This is a genomic window from Enterobacter sp. FUJ80071, from assembly GCF_038739915.1.
GTDB classification, from domain to species: domain Bacteria; phylum Pseudomonadota; class Gammaproteobacteria; order Enterobacterales; family Enterobacteriaceae; genus Enterobacter; species Enterobacter kobei.
The window spans coordinates 932051-949613 of sequence record NZ_JBBXKH010000001.1 but is presented as its reverse complement, the minus strand read 5'-3'; the positions used below and the strand labels follow the sequence as shown (position 1 = coordinate 949613).

The 17563-nt window shown below is 53.7% G+C and carries 23 protein-coding genes, 1 tRNA gene and 4 pseudogenes; 15 read left to right on the top strand and 13 right to left on the bottom strand.

What is annotated here, in order from left to right; genetic code table 11:
• Position 1 precedes the first annotated feature (1 nt).
• From AAER43_RS04510 to AAER43_RS04480, 7 genes and pseudogenes are all read right to left on the bottom strand, one after another.
• Entirely contained in the window at positions 2–604 is a 603-nt protein-coding gene (locus AAER43_RS04510; protein ID WP_000353819.1) for a phage baseplate protein, read from the bottom strand.
• Positions 604–2814 carry a transglycosylase SLT domain-containing protein gene (locus tag AAER43_RS04505; RefSeq protein ID WP_231070207.1) on the bottom strand — a complete coding sequence of 737 codons (2211 nt, stop codon included), beginning with the start codon at positions 2812–2814 and terminating at the stop codon, positions 604–606. The genes AAER43_RS04510 and AAER43_RS04505 overlap by 1 nt, the downstream gene beginning before the upstream one ends.
• Entirely contained in the window at positions 2804–2932 is a 129-nt protein-coding gene (locus tag AAER43_RS04500; protein WP_085980100.1) for a lytic transglycosylase, read from the bottom strand. The genes AAER43_RS04505 and AAER43_RS04500 overlap by 11 nt, the downstream gene beginning before the upstream one ends.
• Before the next feature lie 59 nt (positions 2933–2991).
• Positions 2992–3417 (bottom strand): phage tail assembly chaperone, encoded by a 426-nt coding sequence (locus AAER43_RS04495; RefSeq protein WP_000393957.1) that lies wholly within the window; start codon positions 3415–3417, stop codon positions 2992–2994.
• A gap of 3 nt (positions 3418–3420) precedes the next feature.
• Positions 3421–3597 (bottom strand): annotated as a pseudogene (locus tag AAER43_RS04490) (phage protein); the annotation flags it as partial.
• Positions 3593–4582, bottom strand: a pseudogene (locus AAER43_RS04485) (DUF3383 family protein); the annotation flags it as partial. The pseudogenes AAER43_RS04490 and AAER43_RS04485, both read right to left, overlap by 5 nt.
• A gap of 3 nt (positions 4583–4585) precedes the next feature.
• Positions 4586–4759 (bottom strand): hypothetical protein, encoded by a 174-nt coding sequence (locus tag AAER43_RS04480; protein WP_342702035.1) that lies wholly within the window; start codon positions 4757–4759, stop codon positions 4586–4588.
• A gap of 33 nt (positions 4760–4792) precedes the next feature.
• Here AAER43_RS04480 and gamL point away from each other — a divergent pair, with 33 nt between their 5' ends.
• The 13 genes and pseudogenes from gamL to AAER43_RS04415 all read left to right on the top strand — a co-directional run.
• Positions 4793–4906, top strand: coding sequence for a host nuclease inhibitor GamL (gene gamL / locus AAER43_RS04475; protein WP_342701831.1), 114 nt, complete (start codon positions 4793–4795; stop codon positions 4904–4906).
• Between the two features lie 17 nt (positions 4907–4923).
• Positions 4924–5332, top strand: a pseudogene (locus AAER43_RS04470) (recombinase RecT); the annotation flags it as partial.
• Between the two features lie 39 nt (positions 5333–5371).
• A complete protein-coding gene (locus tag AAER43_RS04465) occupies positions 5372–5725 on the top strand; it encodes a regulator (protein ID WP_342702027.1) in 354 nt (117 codons plus the stop codon).
• Positions 5722–5889 (top strand): hypothetical protein, encoded by a 168-nt coding sequence (locus AAER43_RS04460; RefSeq protein ID WP_342701830.1) that lies wholly within the window; start codon positions 5722–5724, stop codon positions 5887–5889. Before AAER43_RS04465 ends, AAER43_RS04460 begins: the two co-directional genes overlap by 4 nt.
• The gene (locus AAER43_RS04455) at positions 5886–6638 is read left to right on the top strand and encodes a hypothetical protein (RefSeq protein WP_342701829.1); all 753 of its coding nucleotides are present in this window, start codon (positions 5886–5888) and stop codon (positions 6636–6638) included. The genes AAER43_RS04460 and AAER43_RS04455 overlap by 4 nt, the downstream gene beginning before the upstream one ends.
• Positions 6639–6642: 4 nt before the next feature.
• Complete coding sequence (locus AAER43_RS04450; protein ID WP_342701828.1) at positions 6643–7170, top strand: hypothetical protein; 528 nt, start codon at positions 6643–6645, stop codon at positions 7168–7170.
• Positions 7146–7808 (top strand): MT-A70 family methyltransferase, encoded by a 663-nt coding sequence (locus AAER43_RS04445; RefSeq protein ID WP_342701827.1) that lies wholly within the window; start codon positions 7146–7148, stop codon positions 7806–7808. Before AAER43_RS04450 ends, AAER43_RS04445 begins: the two co-directional genes overlap by 25 nt.
• Positions 7805–8023 carry a hypothetical protein gene (locus AAER43_RS04440; RefSeq protein WP_342701826.1) on the top strand — a complete coding sequence of 73 codons (219 nt, stop codon included), beginning with the start codon at positions 7805–7807 and terminating at the stop codon, positions 8021–8023. Before AAER43_RS04445 ends, AAER43_RS04440 begins: the two co-directional genes overlap by 4 nt.
• The gene (locus tag AAER43_RS04435) at positions 8020–8535 is read left to right on the top strand and encodes an HNH endonuclease (protein WP_006809797.1); all 516 of its coding nucleotides are present in this window, start codon (positions 8020–8022) and stop codon (positions 8533–8535) included. The genes AAER43_RS04440 and AAER43_RS04435 overlap by 4 nt, the downstream gene beginning before the upstream one ends.
• Positions 8519–8836, top strand: a complete 318-nt coding sequence (locus AAER43_RS04430) for a hypothetical protein (RefSeq protein ID WP_342701825.1) — start codon at positions 8519–8521, stop codon at positions 8834–8836. Before AAER43_RS04435 ends, AAER43_RS04430 begins: the two co-directional genes overlap by 17 nt.
• Positions 8833–9024: a DUF1382 family protein gene (locus AAER43_RS04425; protein ID WP_342701824.1), complete on the top strand. Its 192-nt coding sequence runs from the start codon at positions 8833–8835 to the stop codon at positions 9022–9024. Before AAER43_RS04430 ends, AAER43_RS04425 begins: the two co-directional genes overlap by 4 nt.
• Positions 9021–9251, top strand: a complete 231-nt coding sequence (locus AAER43_RS04420; RefSeq protein WP_342701823.1) for a hypothetical protein — start codon at positions 9021–9023, stop codon at positions 9249–9251. The genes AAER43_RS04425 and AAER43_RS04420 overlap by 4 nt, the downstream gene beginning before the upstream one ends.
• Before the next feature lie 14 nt (positions 9252–9265).
• Positions 9266–9517: pseudogene (locus tag AAER43_RS04415) on the top strand (tyrosine-type recombinase/integrase); the annotation flags it as partial.
• Between the two features lie 14 nt (positions 9518–9531).
• Here AAER43_RS04415 and AAER43_RS04410 read toward each other — a convergent pair.
• The 3 genes from AAER43_RS04410 to proB form a co-directional block, all read right to left on the bottom strand.
• A tRNA-Thr gene (locus AAER43_RS04410) sits at positions 9532–9607 on the bottom strand.
• A 111-nt stretch (positions 9608–9718) separates the two neighbouring features.
• Positions 9719–10972 carry a glutamate-5-semialdehyde dehydrogenase gene (gene proA, locus AAER43_RS04405; RefSeq protein WP_050863215.1) on the bottom strand — a complete coding sequence of 418 codons (1254 nt, stop codon included), beginning with the start codon at positions 10970–10972 and terminating at the stop codon, positions 9719–9721.
• A gap of 11 nt (positions 10973–10983) precedes the next feature.
• On the bottom strand, positions 10984–12087 hold the full coding sequence (gene proB / locus AAER43_RS04400) for a glutamate 5-kinase (protein WP_014882684.1): 1104 nt from the start codon (positions 12085–12087) through the stop codon (positions 10984–10986).
• 305 nt (positions 12088–12392) lie between these two features.
• Here proB and phoE point away from each other — a divergent pair, with 305 nt between their 5' ends.
• Entirely contained in the window at positions 12393–13445 is a 1053-nt protein-coding gene (gene phoE, locus AAER43_RS04395) for a phosphoporin PhoE (RefSeq protein ID WP_014882683.1), read from the top strand.
• Between the two features lie 113 nt (positions 13446–13558).
• On the opposite strand, the gene crl is transcribed toward phoE, so the two are convergent.
• From crl to gpt, 3 genes are all read right to left on the bottom strand, one after another.
• Positions 13559–13960, bottom strand: coding sequence for a sigma factor-binding protein Crl (crl, locus tag AAER43_RS04390; protein ID WP_014882682.1), 402 nt, complete (start codon positions 13958–13960; stop codon positions 13559–13561).
• Positions 13961–14017: 57 nt separating this feature from the next.
• Positions 14018–15262, bottom strand: coding sequence for an esterase FrsA (gene frsA / locus AAER43_RS04385; RefSeq protein WP_014882681.1), 1245 nt, complete (start codon positions 15260–15262; stop codon positions 14018–14020).
• A gap of 104 nt (positions 15263–15366) precedes the next feature.
• Positions 15367–15825 carry a xanthine phosphoribosyltransferase gene (gene gpt, locus AAER43_RS04380; protein ID WP_003863205.1) on the bottom strand — a complete coding sequence of 153 codons (459 nt, stop codon included), beginning with the start codon at positions 15823–15825 and terminating at the stop codon, positions 15367–15369.
• Between the two features lie 260 nt (positions 15826–16085).
• Here gpt and pepD point away from each other — a divergent pair, with 260 nt between their 5' ends.
• On the top strand, positions 16086–17543 hold the full coding sequence (gene pepD / locus AAER43_RS04375) for a cytosol nonspecific dipeptidase (protein WP_050863214.1): 1458 nt from the start codon (positions 16086–16088) through the stop codon (positions 17541–17543).
• The last annotated feature ends 20 nt before the right edge of the window (positions 17544–17563 follow it).

The window sequence follows — 17563 nt, the reverse complement described above, 5'->3', positions numbered from 1 at the left end:
ATCATCCCCCGAATGCTGATGTAACGCTTCCGCCCAGCTGGCTCAGCAAGGATTCGTTTGGCGGTGTAGTGGATTTCGTCCCGGAATTTTGCACCGCCGATGTGCTGACGCCATCCTGCATATCTGATTTATCAGCAACACTAACGCTCTGCGTTTGCGACATGATCACTTCACGCAGGGTAAGCGTGCAGTTCAGCACGTTTTCGCTGGTTTTGTCCGTTGTCACCTCGATGGCTCGCACCAGCATATTGCTGTACACCCGCTTTCCGGTCACCACATCGAACGGCACCCGAGAGGACTGGAGATCCAGCAGTTGCTGATAGGTCTCTTTCGGGCTTAGTCCGGCGCTGAGGCCGATTGAAGATGTATCAATGAAGTCCAGCAACGAACCGCCACCAGCGAAGCCGCATTCCATTGTGACTTCGCTGGGGCGCTTATACGCATGATCGGCGATGAAGCCCGAAGCGCTATTCGTTGTTGGCTTCTCCACCGGGTGCTCAGTAATTTCGAGCGCATCAGAATGCTTTTCGGAGACGACCACGCTGGGGATCAGCAGGCCAATTCGCCGAGATTGCTGGCGAAAAATCGCTGATAAAATATCCATTATCTCGGTCCTGCGGGGAGTTGCTGGGTTAGCTGTGAGTTAACACCCTTCTGACGGTCGACAGTCAAACGGGCAGCCTCGCGCGGATCGGAAACGCCGTGGATGTTAATGTTCGTTTCCTGTTGAATAACCGGGGCGCTGCTGGGCATGTTGCTCATTACTTTCGGAATGTAGTTGCGCGTTTCTTGCGGCATTAACCCCATGCCATAGCGCTTAACATTTCCGATCCCCCAGTTATATGATGCCAGTGCTTTGCTAAGGTCTCCGCCGTTCTGCCGCAATAGCTGGCTGAGGTACTTAGCTGCGGCCTGAGCTGACTTTTCTGGGTCGAATACATCGTTGCCACGCAGCCCCATGTCGCGCGCCGTGCCATCCATGAACTGAAACAGTCCTTTCGCGCCCGCGCCAGACGTAGCGAACTGATTACCGCCTGACTCGGTGATCGCGACGCTTTTCAACAAGCCGGCAGGCAGCTGATAAAGAGACTCCAGCTTATTGAACATTGGCCCCATCCAGTCGAGCAAAACCTTACCCTGTGCTGTGGCCTGTGGACGTTTGACTGATTGCGCCAACTGGGAGGGATCACCCGGTATGTTTGGAGAGATTTCAGCAGCTCCAGCTGGGGAGAAAAATAAATTACCGATTTTGGCAATCCCGTCTGAGATTTTTTCAAGATAACCATTAGCAGCCTGCTGTCGGTTTTTTATTTCATCCCTTTCATGCGGAGCTATATCATTAGCTTTTTGGTGATTTGCCGATGCGCTATTTTGTGATGGATAATTTCCTGGAATATCTAAAGCGGCTTCAGGTGTGCCATGCACTGTATTTGGATTACGGCCAAAATCAGTATCAATTCCCATCCAGCGCAACGCATCGCCGATGTTACGCTTAGTGTAATTTAAAGATGATTTGGCGCTGTCTTTAATATTATGCCGGTCGTCCACCAGATATCCGGCATAAATAGCCCAGAGCTTCAACCATGGCGGCATAGGTATTCCGGCTAGCTTAGCAAATGCAGAGGTTATTTTGCTTAACCATGCTCCTGCAATGAAGGTAGCCAAAATTTCCAGCGAGTTCTGCCACCCACCGACAGAATCTTTCAGCCCAAGCAGCTTATCGCGCAGCCAGAGAATTGCCTTTTTCGCCTTTTCTATTGCTGGCTCCCACTTGCTCCAGTCAATCAGGCTTTTGCCACCCTCTTTCCACGTCTGATAATCGTCGTACAGCAATCCGATCGCCAGAATCAGCGTGGTGATAATTCCAATCGGGGATTTCAGGAACGCAGAATTAAGCAGACGCCATGCGACCAGTAGAGCGCCGAATATTTTCAGCAGATTTTTACTGCCATCATCAAGACGTTTCCACCAGTCGATGACAGAGCCAGCGCCCTGTATCAGCCGCCACGCCATTCTCGTGAATGCGTTCGCAAGCCAGATCACGCCTTTAATAACTCTGGTCAGCGTCTCTTCAATCTTCGGGAAATTGTCGAGGATGCGCCGCCGCAGGCTGTCCAGCGAACCAGCCAGGCCACCAGCGAGGTTTGAGCCGATCTTATCCCGCATGATGCCGAACAGCGACGTAAGCCCGCGCATGGACGTCATGAATTTGTTGGACTGAACAGCCGCTTTATCAGCGTTGAACCCCGTCTTTTGCAGCATCGACTGGTAATCGGCGGTAAAGCCATTCATGCCGCGACGCATCGCCATCAGCGTGTTTTCATCGATGCCGAGCATCTGCGCGTATTGTTTCGCGCGGTAATACGGCATGTTGTTGAGCTTTTGCCCAACACCAGTAAAGATGGCCGCAGTATCACGCATCTTTCCGCTGGCATCGCGGGTCTGGACACCCAGACGGTTCAGGAACCCTTCCGCCCCCGGATTGCTACGCATGAACCCCGCCAGCCCTTCAAGGGAGGACATGGCCGACTCAGCGCTGGCACCGGTTTGCGATGCGGCATAGCCCAGCGCTTTGATGCCCTGGACGCTGGCCCCCGTCCGCTGGGATGCCCAGTAAACTTTATCCAGACCGTTCGCGATCTGCGTGGTAAATCCGACAATGCTCAGCGCTGCGCCTTCCACCACCGCGCCGACCTTCAGAACGTTAGCGGTAACGCCTTTCAGCACGGCTTCGAACTTATTGGCACCAGCCTGATCGATATCGAATCCCAACGAAACAAGGAAATCTTTAATCGTATCTGCGTTACCGCTCATTGGCCGCTCTCCATTTATCTACCCGGGCGTCGTTATCCTCGCGCATGTCGAGGTAGTCATTGAGAAGCGCGATGCGGCAGAGGTCTACCGCACCGCTGTTAAGGTCTTTCTGGTCAATATGGAAGGCAAGCGCCGGACGAAGAATAAAATCTTCACCGCCCGGCAGGCTGTTGAAGGTTATTCCGCTGGCGGGGTGGGCGTCTCGCTGGTAGGGAGTCCTTGCAAAAAATTTCCCAGCGAGTCGGCGACCACCCGCGCCACCAGTTGCAGCATGGTAAGCAGGTCGATATCGTCAAACGCCATTTCGCCATGCTGGCAGACCGGCACCCAGCCTTTCATGTGCTCACGTGAAACAACGGAAAGGCAGGGGAACAGGATAGCGTCCACGTCGCCATCACTCAGATCGGACACAGCATTGGCAATCTTTGGCAGGATGGTAGCCATCGCGCCTTCAGTGTCTTTACTGCTGATCTTCTCCTGGACGCTCCGGAAGTCCGAAACCATTCCGGCCAGAACCGGCAACAGCTTGCGGGACACCTTCAGCTGTTCGAAAACGCTGAGCTTTGCGGTGCGATATTTCACGCCTTTAATTTCGAATTCCATGCGTTAAAACTCCCCGAGCAGCTGGTCAATCTTGCCGCAGTCGAATACCCAGGCGACGGTTCCGCCCTCTTTGGCGTTATTGAAATCAGGCTGTTTCTGGAATGCACACGAACGCGCAGTAGAAATATCACCCGATGCCGTGTTGCGAATGACGATCACGTTATTGCCCCAGGTGTCCGATAGGGCCACCATTCCACACGCCAGCAGCTACCAGACCGTTCGTGACGGACTGATCCATGGACTGTTCAACGTTGGAAAGCAGACGGGTCACACCAGCATCAGTCTGCGGAATTTTGGTGGTGCTGGTGTAAAGCAGGTTATAGAGGTTGGTCTGAACGTAGTTCTGCAACCAGTCGAGCCCGTGGCGCTCGTCGAAGAAGTCACCGTTCGCCATGACACCCTGTTGCAGGATCGCCGTGTCGTTGGCGTAGTACACGAACACGTTCGCATTCTTTGCATCCACAGCCGCAGCCTGGCCTACCGTCAGCGTTTCGTAGGTTACGCTCGGTTCCTGTTTGAATTTCAGGGTAATGGTGGTATTGCTGCCGTTGAAATTGACAGTAAAAGCACGACCGAAAGCAGAAACCGCCGCGTAAGGGCTGCTGGTGGAATACTGAATAAAGGTACGGGCATACTTGCCAGCCTTTAATTTCGACGCAACATCGGTCGTCGAAGTCGTGCTGATAATCTCAGCGTCGGCAGATGTTACCCCGAAAATGCGGCTCAGGCTGGACGCCTCGATGAGTTTAGCAACCTCAATCACGTCGTCAGCATCAAGCACATCATCGCCATCAGCAACATCATCAGCGACAACCAGCCCATACCAGTTGGTATATTGCAGGCAGGCATTAACAGCTTGCACGATGGTTTCCACGCTTCCACCTTCGGAAGATGTCAACGTCTTCGCCCAGCGACCGACATAAACCTGCGTCGGCTTCGGCGACTGGCTGAAGAAAACCTGCGCTGCTTCATATTCCGGGCTGTCGATGCCGAAATCCTCGCCAATGTCCTCAACGGAAGCATAGAGGCGAACGCGCTCTTGCACCGGAATGACTGTGGAAGAACCAAGGATCAGCAGCGCGCCGAAGTTACGACCAGTAGCCGCTTTCGGCGAGATGATCACATCAACGTTTACAACGTTGGATACAGGTAAGCCCTGCGTCATAGTTTATTCTCCAAAAAAGGTGACTGGCGCTTCCACCAGCGATTTGATGCCGTACTCGCGCACAACCTTCCGGCGCAGGCGCACCGTCATGTCGTAGCGGCGAACCCATTGCTGGTTGATAAGTTCGGGGAAAGGGGTCAGACCGGTATAGTCGCCAAGGGACAATATGCTTTGCAAATGAGTAGCCTGTTTCTCCCAAAAGAAGCGCAAATGGCACTAGTCGGTGAAAAGGCAGAGGAAGCCTATAACGACTATGTCACACGCATCTGTTACGACCGCGCCGAAGAAGAGTGGGATCGCCTTCATCCAACCTGCCCGTTTTAACTTTGAGGGATTTAACAATGAGTACTGCACTTTCCACCATGGCCGGGAAACTGGCCGCACGCCTCGGCATGGACGCCGGTACAGACCTGATGAATACGCTGAAGAATACAGCGTTCAAAGGTGGCAACGTCACGGACGAGCAGTTTACAGCCCTGTTGATCGTTGCCAACCAGTACGGCCTGAACCCATGGACAAAAGAGATTTATGCCTTCCCAGATAAAGGCGGGATTGTCCCGGTCGTCGGCGTTGATGGATGGGCTCGCATTATCAACGAGCATCCTCAGTTTGACGGCATGGAGTTCTCTTACGACAAAGAGGAAGGCGCGTGTACCTGCAAGATTTACCGCAAAGACCGCAATCGGAAATTCAGAAAATCACAGAGCGTGCAGCATGAAACGCACACCCTTTTACCGCAGGCCCGGTCGAACCGGGCAATTCTCGGGCCTCCGCGAACGCGTTATTTGGATGATTCAGACGCGCGGCCGCCCGGTAACCGGCAGCGAAATCGCTGAGAAGTTTGGCGTAACGCTCATCGAGTTTAACCGGGTCGCCAACGGCATTACCCGCGGCTCCGGACAGATAGCTCAGATCGTTGAGTCGGAAAAATGGATCAACGAGGACGGCATCTGCGACCGGACATTTGACCTGGTAACGAAGCCAAAGGTCATCACGCCTCAAGGCAAATCGCGCCTGTTCACCCGGCGCGCCATTGAGCAATCTCAGGAAGGCCGACGACAGGAGTGCATTGCTCGCGCCGCCCGACGTCGCCGCCTGATTGCTAAGGGCCTCTACATCGACGAAATGGAGTCAGTGCTATGAAAGCATGGTCCCTTGAAGAGCTGGCGCTGCTGTGGCGACACTCAAACGCCGAAGTCGCAGAGATTACCGGCCGCAGCATTGAAGAGGTCGGAGATAAGCGGCTGCAAACCAATATTGAGCGTAATTGCTGGGATGTTAACGATCCGGAGCGGGAGGGTGCATGATCCATTTTCACGGCGGACCGATTACGCCGGACACATGCGCCCTGAAGGCATGGAAAGGCAGGCACGCTTTCATTTCCTTCGCCAACCCCGGCCAATTAGCCCTGGCCAGCGAAGTCACCCAGTCTTTCGCGCTGGATAACGGCGCATTCAGCTTCTGGGATAAGGGCCAGCCTGTTAACTGGTACGACTATTACGAATTAGTTAAGGAGTGGATGAATCACCCTCGTTTCGCATTTGCAGTTATCCCTGATGTTATCGGTGGAACCAGCGAAGAGAACGATGCGCTTATAGCTGAATGGCCACACGGTAAATTCGTCGGTGCGCCTGTTTGGCATATGAGCGAACCCGACGAGCGTTTCATTCGTCTTTGCCATGAGTTTCCTCGTGTTTGCATAGGTTCAATGGGTGAATACGATGCAAAGCGACCACGCGCCTGTAGGGCAAAATTGCGAGACCTTATCCGGCACGTAGTCGATTCAAATGGCTATCCGATTACCAAGCTCCATGGCCTTCGCATGCTGAATAAAGACATTTTTACTCACATACCCCTTTCATCAGCTGACAGCACAAACGTTGCGCGCAATATCGGTATTGATAAGGCATGGGATAAATCAGCCTATGCGCCAGCCAGCAAAGAAACCAGAGCCGCTGTGCTGGTAGAACGCATAGAGGCCTTTAACTCTGCAAGTTCGCTGAATTACGACGCAGAACGCGATCGGTTCACACCACAACTTGCTTTCGAGGTGTAATTCCATGACCGGAAAATATGTCAGCGAGCTTGAGTTTGGGAAGTGCGGAGAATATTACGCAATTTTTAAGCTGGCCAAGCAGGGTTTTGTTTGTTTCCCATCAGATCAGGGGTTGCCATACGACATTGTGGTTGAGGCCAACGGCAGGCTCCTTAAGGGACAGGTTCGCTCGACCCTGAAAATGCGTGATTACGGCAAATCAAAAAGTGTTTACCGGTTCGGAACGAGAACGGGGAAAGGTTATGGCCGCGCAGCATCACTTAGTGCATGTGACTTCTACGCCTTCGTTGTCATCGATGAAGAGAAGATAGCCTTCATGTCTACGAATGAACTGGCCAGCACAAAAAACCCAGGAACGCTTATCCAGACGATGGAGTTTAGATCTTCTAGCGGTATTTACCCGGGGAGAATTTATTCCAACGGCACGCAAAGGATGCTTGATTATTCAAGGAATATTGAGAGCTACGAAGATTTCAACCGCGTCGTTTATCTGATGGGAGGAAGAAGATGCCGAATCAAAAATACAGCTTAATAATGGCTGACCCGCCCTGGTCTTACGGCAACACCATCAGCAACGGAGCCGCTGCCGATCACTACTCCACCATGAAGTTAATCGACATCAAGCGTCTGCCGGTGTGGGAACTTGCCGCCGAAAACGCGGTGCTGGCGATGTGGTACACCGGCACGCATAACCAGGAGGCGATTGAACTGGCTGAGGCCTGGGGCTTCACCGTTCGCACGATGAAAGGCTTTACTTGGGTGAAGCTGAATCAGAACGCCGAGCTGCGCATCAACAAGGCGCTGGCTGAGGGTGAAGTCACCGACTTTTACGACTTCCTCTATCTGCTTAACGCCGAGACGCGCATGAACGGCGGCAACCACACCCGGGCCAATACCGAAGACCTGCTGATTGCCACCCGTGGCGCCGGGCTGGAACGTAAGCACGCCGGGATTAAGCAGGTGGTCTATAGCCCGCTCGGCGCACACAGCGAAAAGCCCTGGGAAGTACGCCACCGGCTGGAGCTGCTTTACGGCGATGTGCCGCGGATTGAGCTTTTCAGCCGCAGCGCGGCTCCAGGCTGGCATCACTGGGGAAATCAGTGCGCTACCGCCGCGGTAGAACTGCTGCCCGGCTGCGCCATCGATGTTATGAAAACGGAGGCCGCATGACACCAGCAAATGAAAACGCAATCCGCGCCGCCTGCCGCCGCTGCACGGAGGAAATACAGCAGGCCATTCGCAAGAAGCCAAAGCCTAACTGGAACGAAACGGTGCCTCCCATCATCAACAAGCATCACAAGAAAATTGAAGCTCTGGGAGTTAGCCTCCTGGAGTTCGTCGTATACACAGGGCGCCTGAATAAAAGGTTTGGAGTTGAACAATGACCCTTACGCAAAACAGGTTAAAAGAAGTGCTTAGTTATGACCCCTCAACAGGGGTTTTTTATTGGCTAAACCCTACTGCTTACTGCATGCATCCAGGTGATGTCGCTGGGTTCGTAGATTACACAGGCTATGCCTACATAAAAGTAGACAAGGTCAAATATTCAGCACATCGCCTCGCATGGATTTACGTCTATGGACACTCACCAATTGAGCAGATCGACCACATTAACAATGTCAGATCGGATAACAGAATTGTTAATTTAAGACTGGCCACACGCTCTCAAAACATGATGAATCAACCAGCCAGAAAGGGCAGCATTTCAGGGGTTAAAGGAGTTAGCTGGGACAAAAAAATGCAAAGCTGGCGAGCAAGATGCCAAGCCAATGGTGAAAGGATAAACATTGGGTGGTTCGACTCAATAGAAGAAGCCGCAGAAAGTCTCAGAGTTTATAGACAGCAATATCACGGCGAATTTGCTAACCATGGAGATCATCATGACAACAGAATTTAAAGCGTTACCCGTAGAACGCAACCAATACGGTTACTGGACTCACCCGCTTTACGATGAATTTTGCGATGGCCGCGAATCCATTTCGCCCATTGAGTTCAATGCGTGGCTGGATAAGAACTGTCTTGAGTGGAAAGTGGTTTATCGCGATGAGGATGACGTTGATCCCGATGTGGACGGTTATGACATTTCGGCATGGCAGCCAGAATCACCTGATGGTAATGGTTGGTTTGTCGGTTCAATTCACGATACGGAAGATGGCGCGGTCTGCATCTGGCTGCGTCACGCTGGCGGTGCGGCATGAACAGAGCCTCACCAGTTGATTTGAGAAAAAGCCTCGAAATTGCCAATAACCTCGCGCACATCGGGATTCGCTTTGTGCCGATCCCGGTGGCGACCGAGGAAGAATTCCAGACGCTGGCCGCCGAGCTATCGCGACGGCTTGAGACGATGGCAGTCGAAGCAGAGAAACATGAAGGCGGTGCAGCATGACCAAATACGCGAAACTGGATAGCGAGGTATTAAGCGCTATCGGCGCTCAGCCTACCTCGTTTTCTGAACTATTTAGCCCTTCCGTCAGACAGGAGTGCCTCGTCATTGCTGAAGCAGAAGGAAAGCACCCGATGGACGTCTTCCGCATCCTTGACCGCCGCCTCCATTCACTCAGGAAGCTTGGAGTTATTCAGCACGTCAAAGGCAAGGGGTGGATTCAGCCATGACATCGCAAATCACAAGGTCGCTAATAGAAAATTTCCGTTTCCATGACCTGCGGCACACCTGGGCAAGCTGGCTGGTACAGTCCGGCGTGCCACTCAGTGCGCTACAGGAAATGGGCGGGTGGGAAAGTATCGAGATGGTGCAGCGTTATGCACATCTGGCACCGAATCACCTGACGCAGCACGCCATGCAAATCGACTCATTCCTGGCGGGGAATGGCACAAATATGGCACAAGGCGCTTTTGCTGGGCTGGTGAATATCGCGTGAACCCGCGTGGTTAGTGGTGCCGATAATAGGAGTCGAACCTACGACCTTCGCATTACGAATGCGCTGCTCTACCAACTGAGCTATATCGGCCCTGAGAGGCCGGTTACGAGTGTAACCACGGGGCAAAAGGTTAGATCTAACCGGGTGATGCGTCAATGCCCTTTTGAATCAAACGGCTATTTTTGCATCACCCGTGATTATTTACGCACGAATTGTATCGTCACCGAAGCCGATCCACTTGTACGTGGTCAGAGCTTCGAGGCCCATCGGACCACGCGCGTGCAGTTTCTGCGTGCTGACCGCCACTTCTGCGCCAAGTCCAAACTGGCCACCGTCGGTGAAGCGCGTTGAGGCGTTGACATACACCGCAGAGGAGTCCACTTCGTTCACGAAGCGATCGGCATTGCGCAGCGTACGCGTCAGGATCGCGTCAGAATGCTGGGTACCATGCTCACGGATGTGGGCAATCGCGTCATCGAGATCGCTAACAATCTTCACGTTCAGATCCAGCGACAGGAACTCGTCATCGTACTGCTCCGCTTTGACTGGCACTACCTTAGCCGGGCCATCCTGGAGCAGTGTGAGCGCATTGGCATCCGCGTGCAGCGTTACGCCGCTCTCCGCCATCTGTTTGCTCAGCGCCGGGAGGAAGGTATTTGCAATACCCTGATGCACCAGCAGCGTTTCCACAGTGTTACAGGTACTTGGACGCTGAGTTTTGGCGTTAACGATAATCTTCAGCGCCGGGGCAATCTCTGCGCTGTCATCGACAACGATATGGCATACGCCGATACCGCCTGTAATGACCGGAATAGTGGACTGTTCACGGCACAGCTTGTGCAGACCTGCGCCACCGCGTGGGATTAACATGTCGATATATTTATCCATGCGCAGCATTTCGTTGACCAGCGCACGGTCTGGGCTCTCGATCGCCTGCACGGCTCCCGCCGGTAAGCCACACTCTTCCAGCGCCTGCTGAATTACGTTTACCGTCGCGGCGTTGGTGCTCCAGGTCTCTTTTCCGCCGCGCAGAATGGCAGCGTTACCGGTTTTCAGGCACAGAGAGGCGACGTCAACCGTCACGTTTGGACGGGCTTCATAAATCACACCAATGACGCCGAGCGGCACGCGGCGACGCTCCAGACGCAAACCGCTGTCAAGCAGCCCACCGTCAATCACCTGCCCTACCGGGTCAGCCAGATTACAAACCTGACGGACATCATCAGCGATGCCTTTCAGGCGCGCCGGCGTCAGCGCCAGGCGGTCGAGCATCGCTTCGCTCAGGCCGTTTTCACGCGCCTCAGCTAAATCTTGTTCGTTGGCTCGCAGGATCTCAGCGGATTGCGATTCCAGATAATCAGCGATTTTTTCCAGCACGCGGTTTTTCTCACGGCTGGAAAGGAGCGCCAGTTTATAAGAGGCGGCCTTCGCGGCTGCGCCCATTTGTTCCAGCATGTTCTGGCTCCTTAACGAATAATCATGTCATCGCGGTGAACGGCAACCGGGCCATATTCATAGCCCAGAATGGCGTCGATCTGCTGCGAATGGTGGCCCGCAATGCGGCGCAGCGCGTCGCTGTTATAGCGGCTTACGCCATGGGCGATATCGCGACCTTCAAGGTTACGGATGCGGATCACTTCACCACGGGAGAAGTTGCCTGTCACGCTTTTAATTCCTTTAGGAAGCAATGAACTCCCTCGTTCCAGAATCGCCGCCGTCGCGCCTTCATCAACGGTGAGCTCACCGGCAGGAGGCGCGCCAAATATCCAGCGCTTGCGGTTTTCCAGCGGGGATTCCTGCGCGTGGAAGCGTGTGCCGACAGAGATGCCTTCCATCACGTCACCAATCACGCCCGGGCGGCTGCCCGCCGCAATAATGGTGTCGATACCGGCACGGCACGCCACGTCAGCAGCCTGCAGCTTGGTTCCCATGCCACCGGTTCCCAGCCCTGAAACGCTGTCACCGGCGATGGCACGCAGCGCATCGTCGATGCCATGAACGTCGGTGATCAGTTCGGCTTCCGGGTTGGAACGCGGATCTGCGGTAAACAGCCCTTGCTGATCGGTCAGAAGCAGGAGTTTATCAGCTCCGGCCAGAATGGCGGCCAGCGCAGAGAGATTATCGTTATCCCCCACTTTGATTTCAGCGGTGGCAACGGCATCGTTTTCGTTGATGACGGGAACAATGTTGTTGTCCAGCAGCGCGCGCAGGGTATCGCGCGCGTTCAGGAAGCGCTCTCTGTCTTCCATATCCGCGCGCGTCAGCAGCATCTGCCCGACGTGAATACCGTAGATGGAGAACAGCTGTTCCCAGAGTTGAATGAGTCGGCTTTGTCCCACGGCGGCCAGCAGCTGTTTAGAGGCGATCGTCGCGGGGAGTTCGGGGTAACCCAGATGTTCACGCCCGGCGGCAATCGCCCCGGAAGTCACAATCACAATACGATGCCCTGCGGCATGCAGTTGAGCGCACTGACGTACAAGCTCAACAATGTGGGCGCGATTTAGGCGGCGCGATCCGCCTGTTAACACACTGGTACCGAGTTTTACCACCAGCGTCTGGCTGTCACTCATGATTCTCTGCCGTTCAACGATAAGGGAAAGTAATGTCGAACGAACGTTTTAACAGGAGTCAGCCCGGTTGCCAACTGCCTTAGTACATCACAAAGCACTTTGTTGCGCGGGATCAGGAAGCGTAGCGGCAAAATTTGACGGATTTATTACCGAAATAATAAATCACAGTTTTTTAAAATTATTCTTAGTTTGTCATAAAAGTTTCATTCCAGAACGATAAAACCCTTCCTGTTTTTTCACGGGACTTAAGCATGAGCTTATCGTCCAGCGAATTTTTTTAGCGCGTTTATAAGACAGGATCGAAAATGAAAAAGAGCACTCTGGCATTAGTGGTTATGGGCGTGGTGGCTTCTGCATCCGTTCACGCAGCTGAAGTTTATAATAAAAACGGTAATAAACTGGACGTGTACGGCAAAGTTAAAGCGATGCACTATATCAGCGATGATGACACCAAAGATGGTGACCAGACGTACGTTCGCTTCGGTTTTAAAGGTGAAACCCAGATTAACGATCAGCTGACGGGCTATGGCCGTTGGGAAGCTGAATTTGCCGGTAACAAAGCCGAAAGCGACTCTTCCCAGAAAACACGCCTGGCGTTTGCGGGTCTGAAACTGAAAGACTTTGGTTCCCTGGATTATGGTCGTAACCTGGGTGCCCTTTACGACGTCGAAGCGTGGACCGATATGTTCCCTGAGTTCGGCGGCGACTCTTCCGCACAGACCGACAACTTTATGACCAAGCGTGCCAGCGGTCTTGCAACCTACCGTAACACCGATTTCTTCGGTGCGATTGATGGCCTGGACATGACGCTGCAGTACCAGGGCAAAAACGAAAACCGTGACGCCAAAAAACAGAACGGTGACGGTTTCGGTACCTCTCTGACCTATGACTTCGGCGGTAGCGATTTCGCCGTCAGCGGTGCGTACACCAACTCTGACCGCACCAACGCGCAAAACCTGCTGGCGCGTGGCCAGGGCCAGAAAGCAGAAGCCTGGGCTACCGGTCTGAAATACGACGCGAACGATATTTATCTGGCAGCCATGTATTCCGAAACCCGCAATATGACGCCAATTTCCGGCGGCTTTGCTAATAAAGCGCAGAACTTTGAAGTTGTTGCACAATATCAGTTCGATTTCGGCCTGCGCCCGTCTCTGGGCTATGTCCAGTCTAAAGGCAAGGATATCGAAGGGATTGGTGACGAAGACCTGGTGAAATATATCGATGTCGGCGCGACCTATTACTTCAACAAAAATATGTCCGCATTTGTTGATTATAAAATCAACCAGATTGACGACGATAATAAACTGGGCGTAAGCAGCGATGATATTGTTGCGCTGGGTATGACGTACCAGTTCTAAGATTATCCGAATAAGAAAATCCCGGCAGATGTGCCGGGATTTTTTTTGCCCGGAATGAATGCGGTCTGATGCCCTCACCCCGGCCCTCTCCCACAGGGAGAGGGAGAAAAGCATTACGCGGTCAGCTTCACCGCTTCGCTGGAAAAGTTATCCGCGGGTTCGAACTTCAGCTCCAGAGAGGCCAGCAGTGCGCTCGCTTTGTCGTGGAACTCTTTGAGGGTATATTCCAGGCGATCAATCACTTCCTGATCGTTGATGGTGGTGGCCTGCCAGTTGCCGTCTTTATTAAACAGGCCAAACTGGTAGCTATAGGTAAAACGTTTCTCCTCAGCTTCCATTTCCATCCACCAGCCCCAGAATTCACGTTTTTCGGGTGCAGGCTTCACGTTGACGCAAACAGCCAGGCAGTCGAAAAAAAAGCGATTCTCTTCACACTGCTCTTCTCGAATATACGGGCCGAGAGCCATAAATTTCTTAATCAGCCTACTTTTCGGGTGTCCACTCGGTAACGTCATTGCGATCTCCTTTTGTGAAGCCATTGTTTTACCAAACCAGCAAAATTTAGCAATCTATTAACACAATCTCTGAGCGATCCAGCGCGTAATCTCTTTCAGTGCTTTGTCGAAATTCTGATATACCGGGCTGAACGGCACCTCAAGCAATTTGCCATCCGCAGATGACGAAGTGATTAAGCGTGACTCTTCCTCCGGGCTGAACGGATCGTTTTTCCAGAAGCCGGACAACATCGGCGTCGGGCAACGGCGTCCCAGCAAACCTTGCGTTTTTAACGAGTAACGATTGAGCTCAACGCGCAGCGCTTCATCTGATGCATCATGCATGCCAAGGCGGCTGGCCAGCACGTCAAGGTACATTTCCGGCACGCTGCCCTGACGGGCAGGATCGCTAAGCAGGGCGTGGACTACCGGGCCCAGGCACGCGACGGCCTTCAGGCGCGATGATTCAAGGTAAGCCAGACGCACTGCGACGTTCGCCCCAAAGCGGAAGCCGAACGCGGCCACGCGGGTGTGGTCAACCCAAGGAATGTTTTCCAGCGCTTTTAGCGCATGCTGGTGCAGCAGACTGGAATCCTGAGTCAGCTTCCATTTGGATGAGAAACCAATTGAGGGCATATCAAGCGTCAACATCGCGATCCCTTTTGGTGCGAAGTAACGCTCATACAGGCTGTAATAGTCGATTTGCAGCGAATCCAGCCCGCCGCACATCAGGACGGTCGGGAACGGGCCGTCTCCTTCAGGCATATGAAGGAACCCGGTGACGGGCGCACCGCCGGGAATGGTGAACTCCAGTTCGCGCATCTGGCCCGGAAGGCGCTGAGCCGCTTCTTCATAGGCTCGGTTCGCCAGCGCCTGAGCCTGCTCAGCCAGCTCATCACCTTTTAAATGCGGGTAGGCGGCAATGGCGTAGAGATTGGCCGCATGGAGCCAGTGCTTGCCGCTCCGCGTAGCATCTTCCTCCTGGCTGGCTTTTTGCTGCCAGAGCATCGCCTGTTTAGACCATTCATAGATCCAGTTGCCGCCGCGATAGCCGACCACCGTGTCGTAGAGTTCGCTGTCTGTGCGCTCCGACTCGCTCATGACGATACGCGCCTGCACATCCAGGATTTCACGCGGATCAATACCGCGCCAGATCCACATCAGGCGGTTAATCATGCGATACCAGTGGGGGACGTTTTTGCCGTCTAAGGCAGACTGGACGGCAGGCTGGATACCCGGATTGAACCGACGGACCAGCGTCGACGTTTCAGGGTGTTTGAAACGGGGTTTGAAGAGTGTCTCGGTGAGATTCGCCTGCGTCATTGCGTTGCCTCCATGGATACGTCATATAACGTCCATTGTAACGCGTGGCAGGATAAAAAGAACAACGCCCGACATAGCCGGGCGTGTAAAGTTACGTGCGGAAATTAACGGCCTGAAATAGGCGGTACAAAGACCACGCCCATATCCCATGGCTGTTCAATCCAGGTATCCTGAGGGATATCAATCACGTAATCGTCAACCAGTGGGCGACCCGCCGGTTTCGCGAAGATAGTGACGAAATGCGCTTTTGGATACATTTCGCGGATAGCCACCGCGGTACCCCCGGTGTCCACCAGATCGTCGATGACGATAAAGCCTTCACCGTCGCCTTCAGCGCGTTTCAGCACTTTCAGCTCACGCTGGTTGTCGTGGTCATAGCTGGAGATGCAAACGGTATCGACATGACGAATACCCAGCTCACGTGCCAGCAGCGCCCCCGGTACCAGACCGCCACGGCTGACGGCAATAATGCCTTTCCACTGTTCGGAAGGCATCAGACGCGCAGCCAGTTTGCGGGCGTGAATCTGCAACATGTCCCAGGTGACGACGTATTTTTCGCTCATGTGAAGTGTCCCAGCCTGTTTTTATACGGCTTAAAAAGTGTTCGAGGGGGAAATAGGTTGCGCGAGATTATAGAGATCTGACGCACTAAAAACCAGTGTTTAGCGCCCTCTGCCTGAGTTTTTACATGCTTTATGCTACCAGCCCGCAGAGAAAGTGGTATTCTCAGTTGCATCTCGCAAGCCTGTCTTGTGGTAACTATTAACCTGCTAACCCTGTGACCTGCAACCTTGTTTGCAGAGCATCGACAAGGAGACTTATCGTGTCTGAACTGTCTCAATTATCTCCGCAGCCGCTGTGGGATATTTTTGCCAAAATCTGTTCCATTCCACACCCTTCCTATCATGAAGAACAGCTTGCCGAACATATTATGGGTTGGGCGAAGGAAAAAGGTCTGCACGCTGAACGCGACCAGGTTGGCAACATTCTTATCCGTAAACCGGCCACCGCAGGCATGGAAAACCGCAAACCGGTTGTCCTGCAGGCGCACCTGGACATGGTGCCACAGAAAAACAACGATACCGTTCACGATTTCACTAAAGACCCGATCCAGCCCTACATCGACGGCGACTGGGTGAAAGCGCGCGGCACCACCCTGGGTGCAGATAACGGCATCGGCATGGCTTCTGCGCTGGCCGTGCTGGCGGATGACAGCGTTGAGCACGGTCCGCTGGAAGTGCTGCTGACCATGACCGAAGAAGCGGGCATGGACGGCGCATTCGGTCTGCAGGCGAACTGGCTGCAGGCTGATATCCTGATCAACACCGACTCCGAAGAAGAAGGTGAGATCTACATGGGCTGCGCGGGCGGGATTGATTTCATCTCTACCCTGCCACTGTCACGCGAAGCGGTGCCTGCGGGTTACCAGACCTTCAAGCTGACGCTGAAAGGGCTGAAAGGCGGCCACTCCGGCGGCGATATTCACCTGGGCCTGGGCAACGCCAACAAACTGCTGGCACGCTTCCTGGCGGGCCACGCGGCTGAGCTGGATCTGCGCCTGGTAGACTTCAACGGCGGTACCCTGCGCAACGCGATCCCACGCGAAGCCTTCGCCACCGTTGCAGTACCAGCAGCAAAAGCGGACGAGCTGAAAAAACTTTCCAGCGTCTACCTGGATATCCTGAAAAACGAACTGTCAGCGAAAGAGAAAAACCTGACCGTGGTGCTGGAGTCTGTTACTACCGACAAAGCCGCGCTGACCGTGCAGTCTCGTGACACCTTTGTTCAGTTGCTGAACGCGACGCCAAACGGCGTGATCCGCAACTCTGACGTGGCGAAAGGCGTGGTAGAAACCTCACTGAACGTGGGCGTGGTCACCATGAGCGACGACAGTGCAGAAATTATCTGCCTGATCCGTTCCCTGATCGACAGCGGTAAAGAGTACGTGGTGAGCATGCTGGAATCTCTGGGGACGCTGGCGGGTGCCAAAACCTCCGCTAAAGGCAGCTACCCGGGCTGGCAGCCGGATGCCAGTTCTCCGGTGATGGCGCTGGTGCGCGAAACCTATCAGCATCTGTTCAACAGCACGCCGAACATTCAGGTGATCCACGCGGGTCTGGAGTGTGGTCTGTTCAAGAAACCGTATCCGAACATGGACATGGTCTCTATCGGGCCAACCATTACCGGGCCGCACTCGCCGGATGAGCAAGTTCATATCGAAAGCGTGGGCCATTACTGGACCCTGCTGACCGAGTTGCTGAAGGCGATTCCTGCTAAGTAATTCGTCGTCTGTTGCCCGGT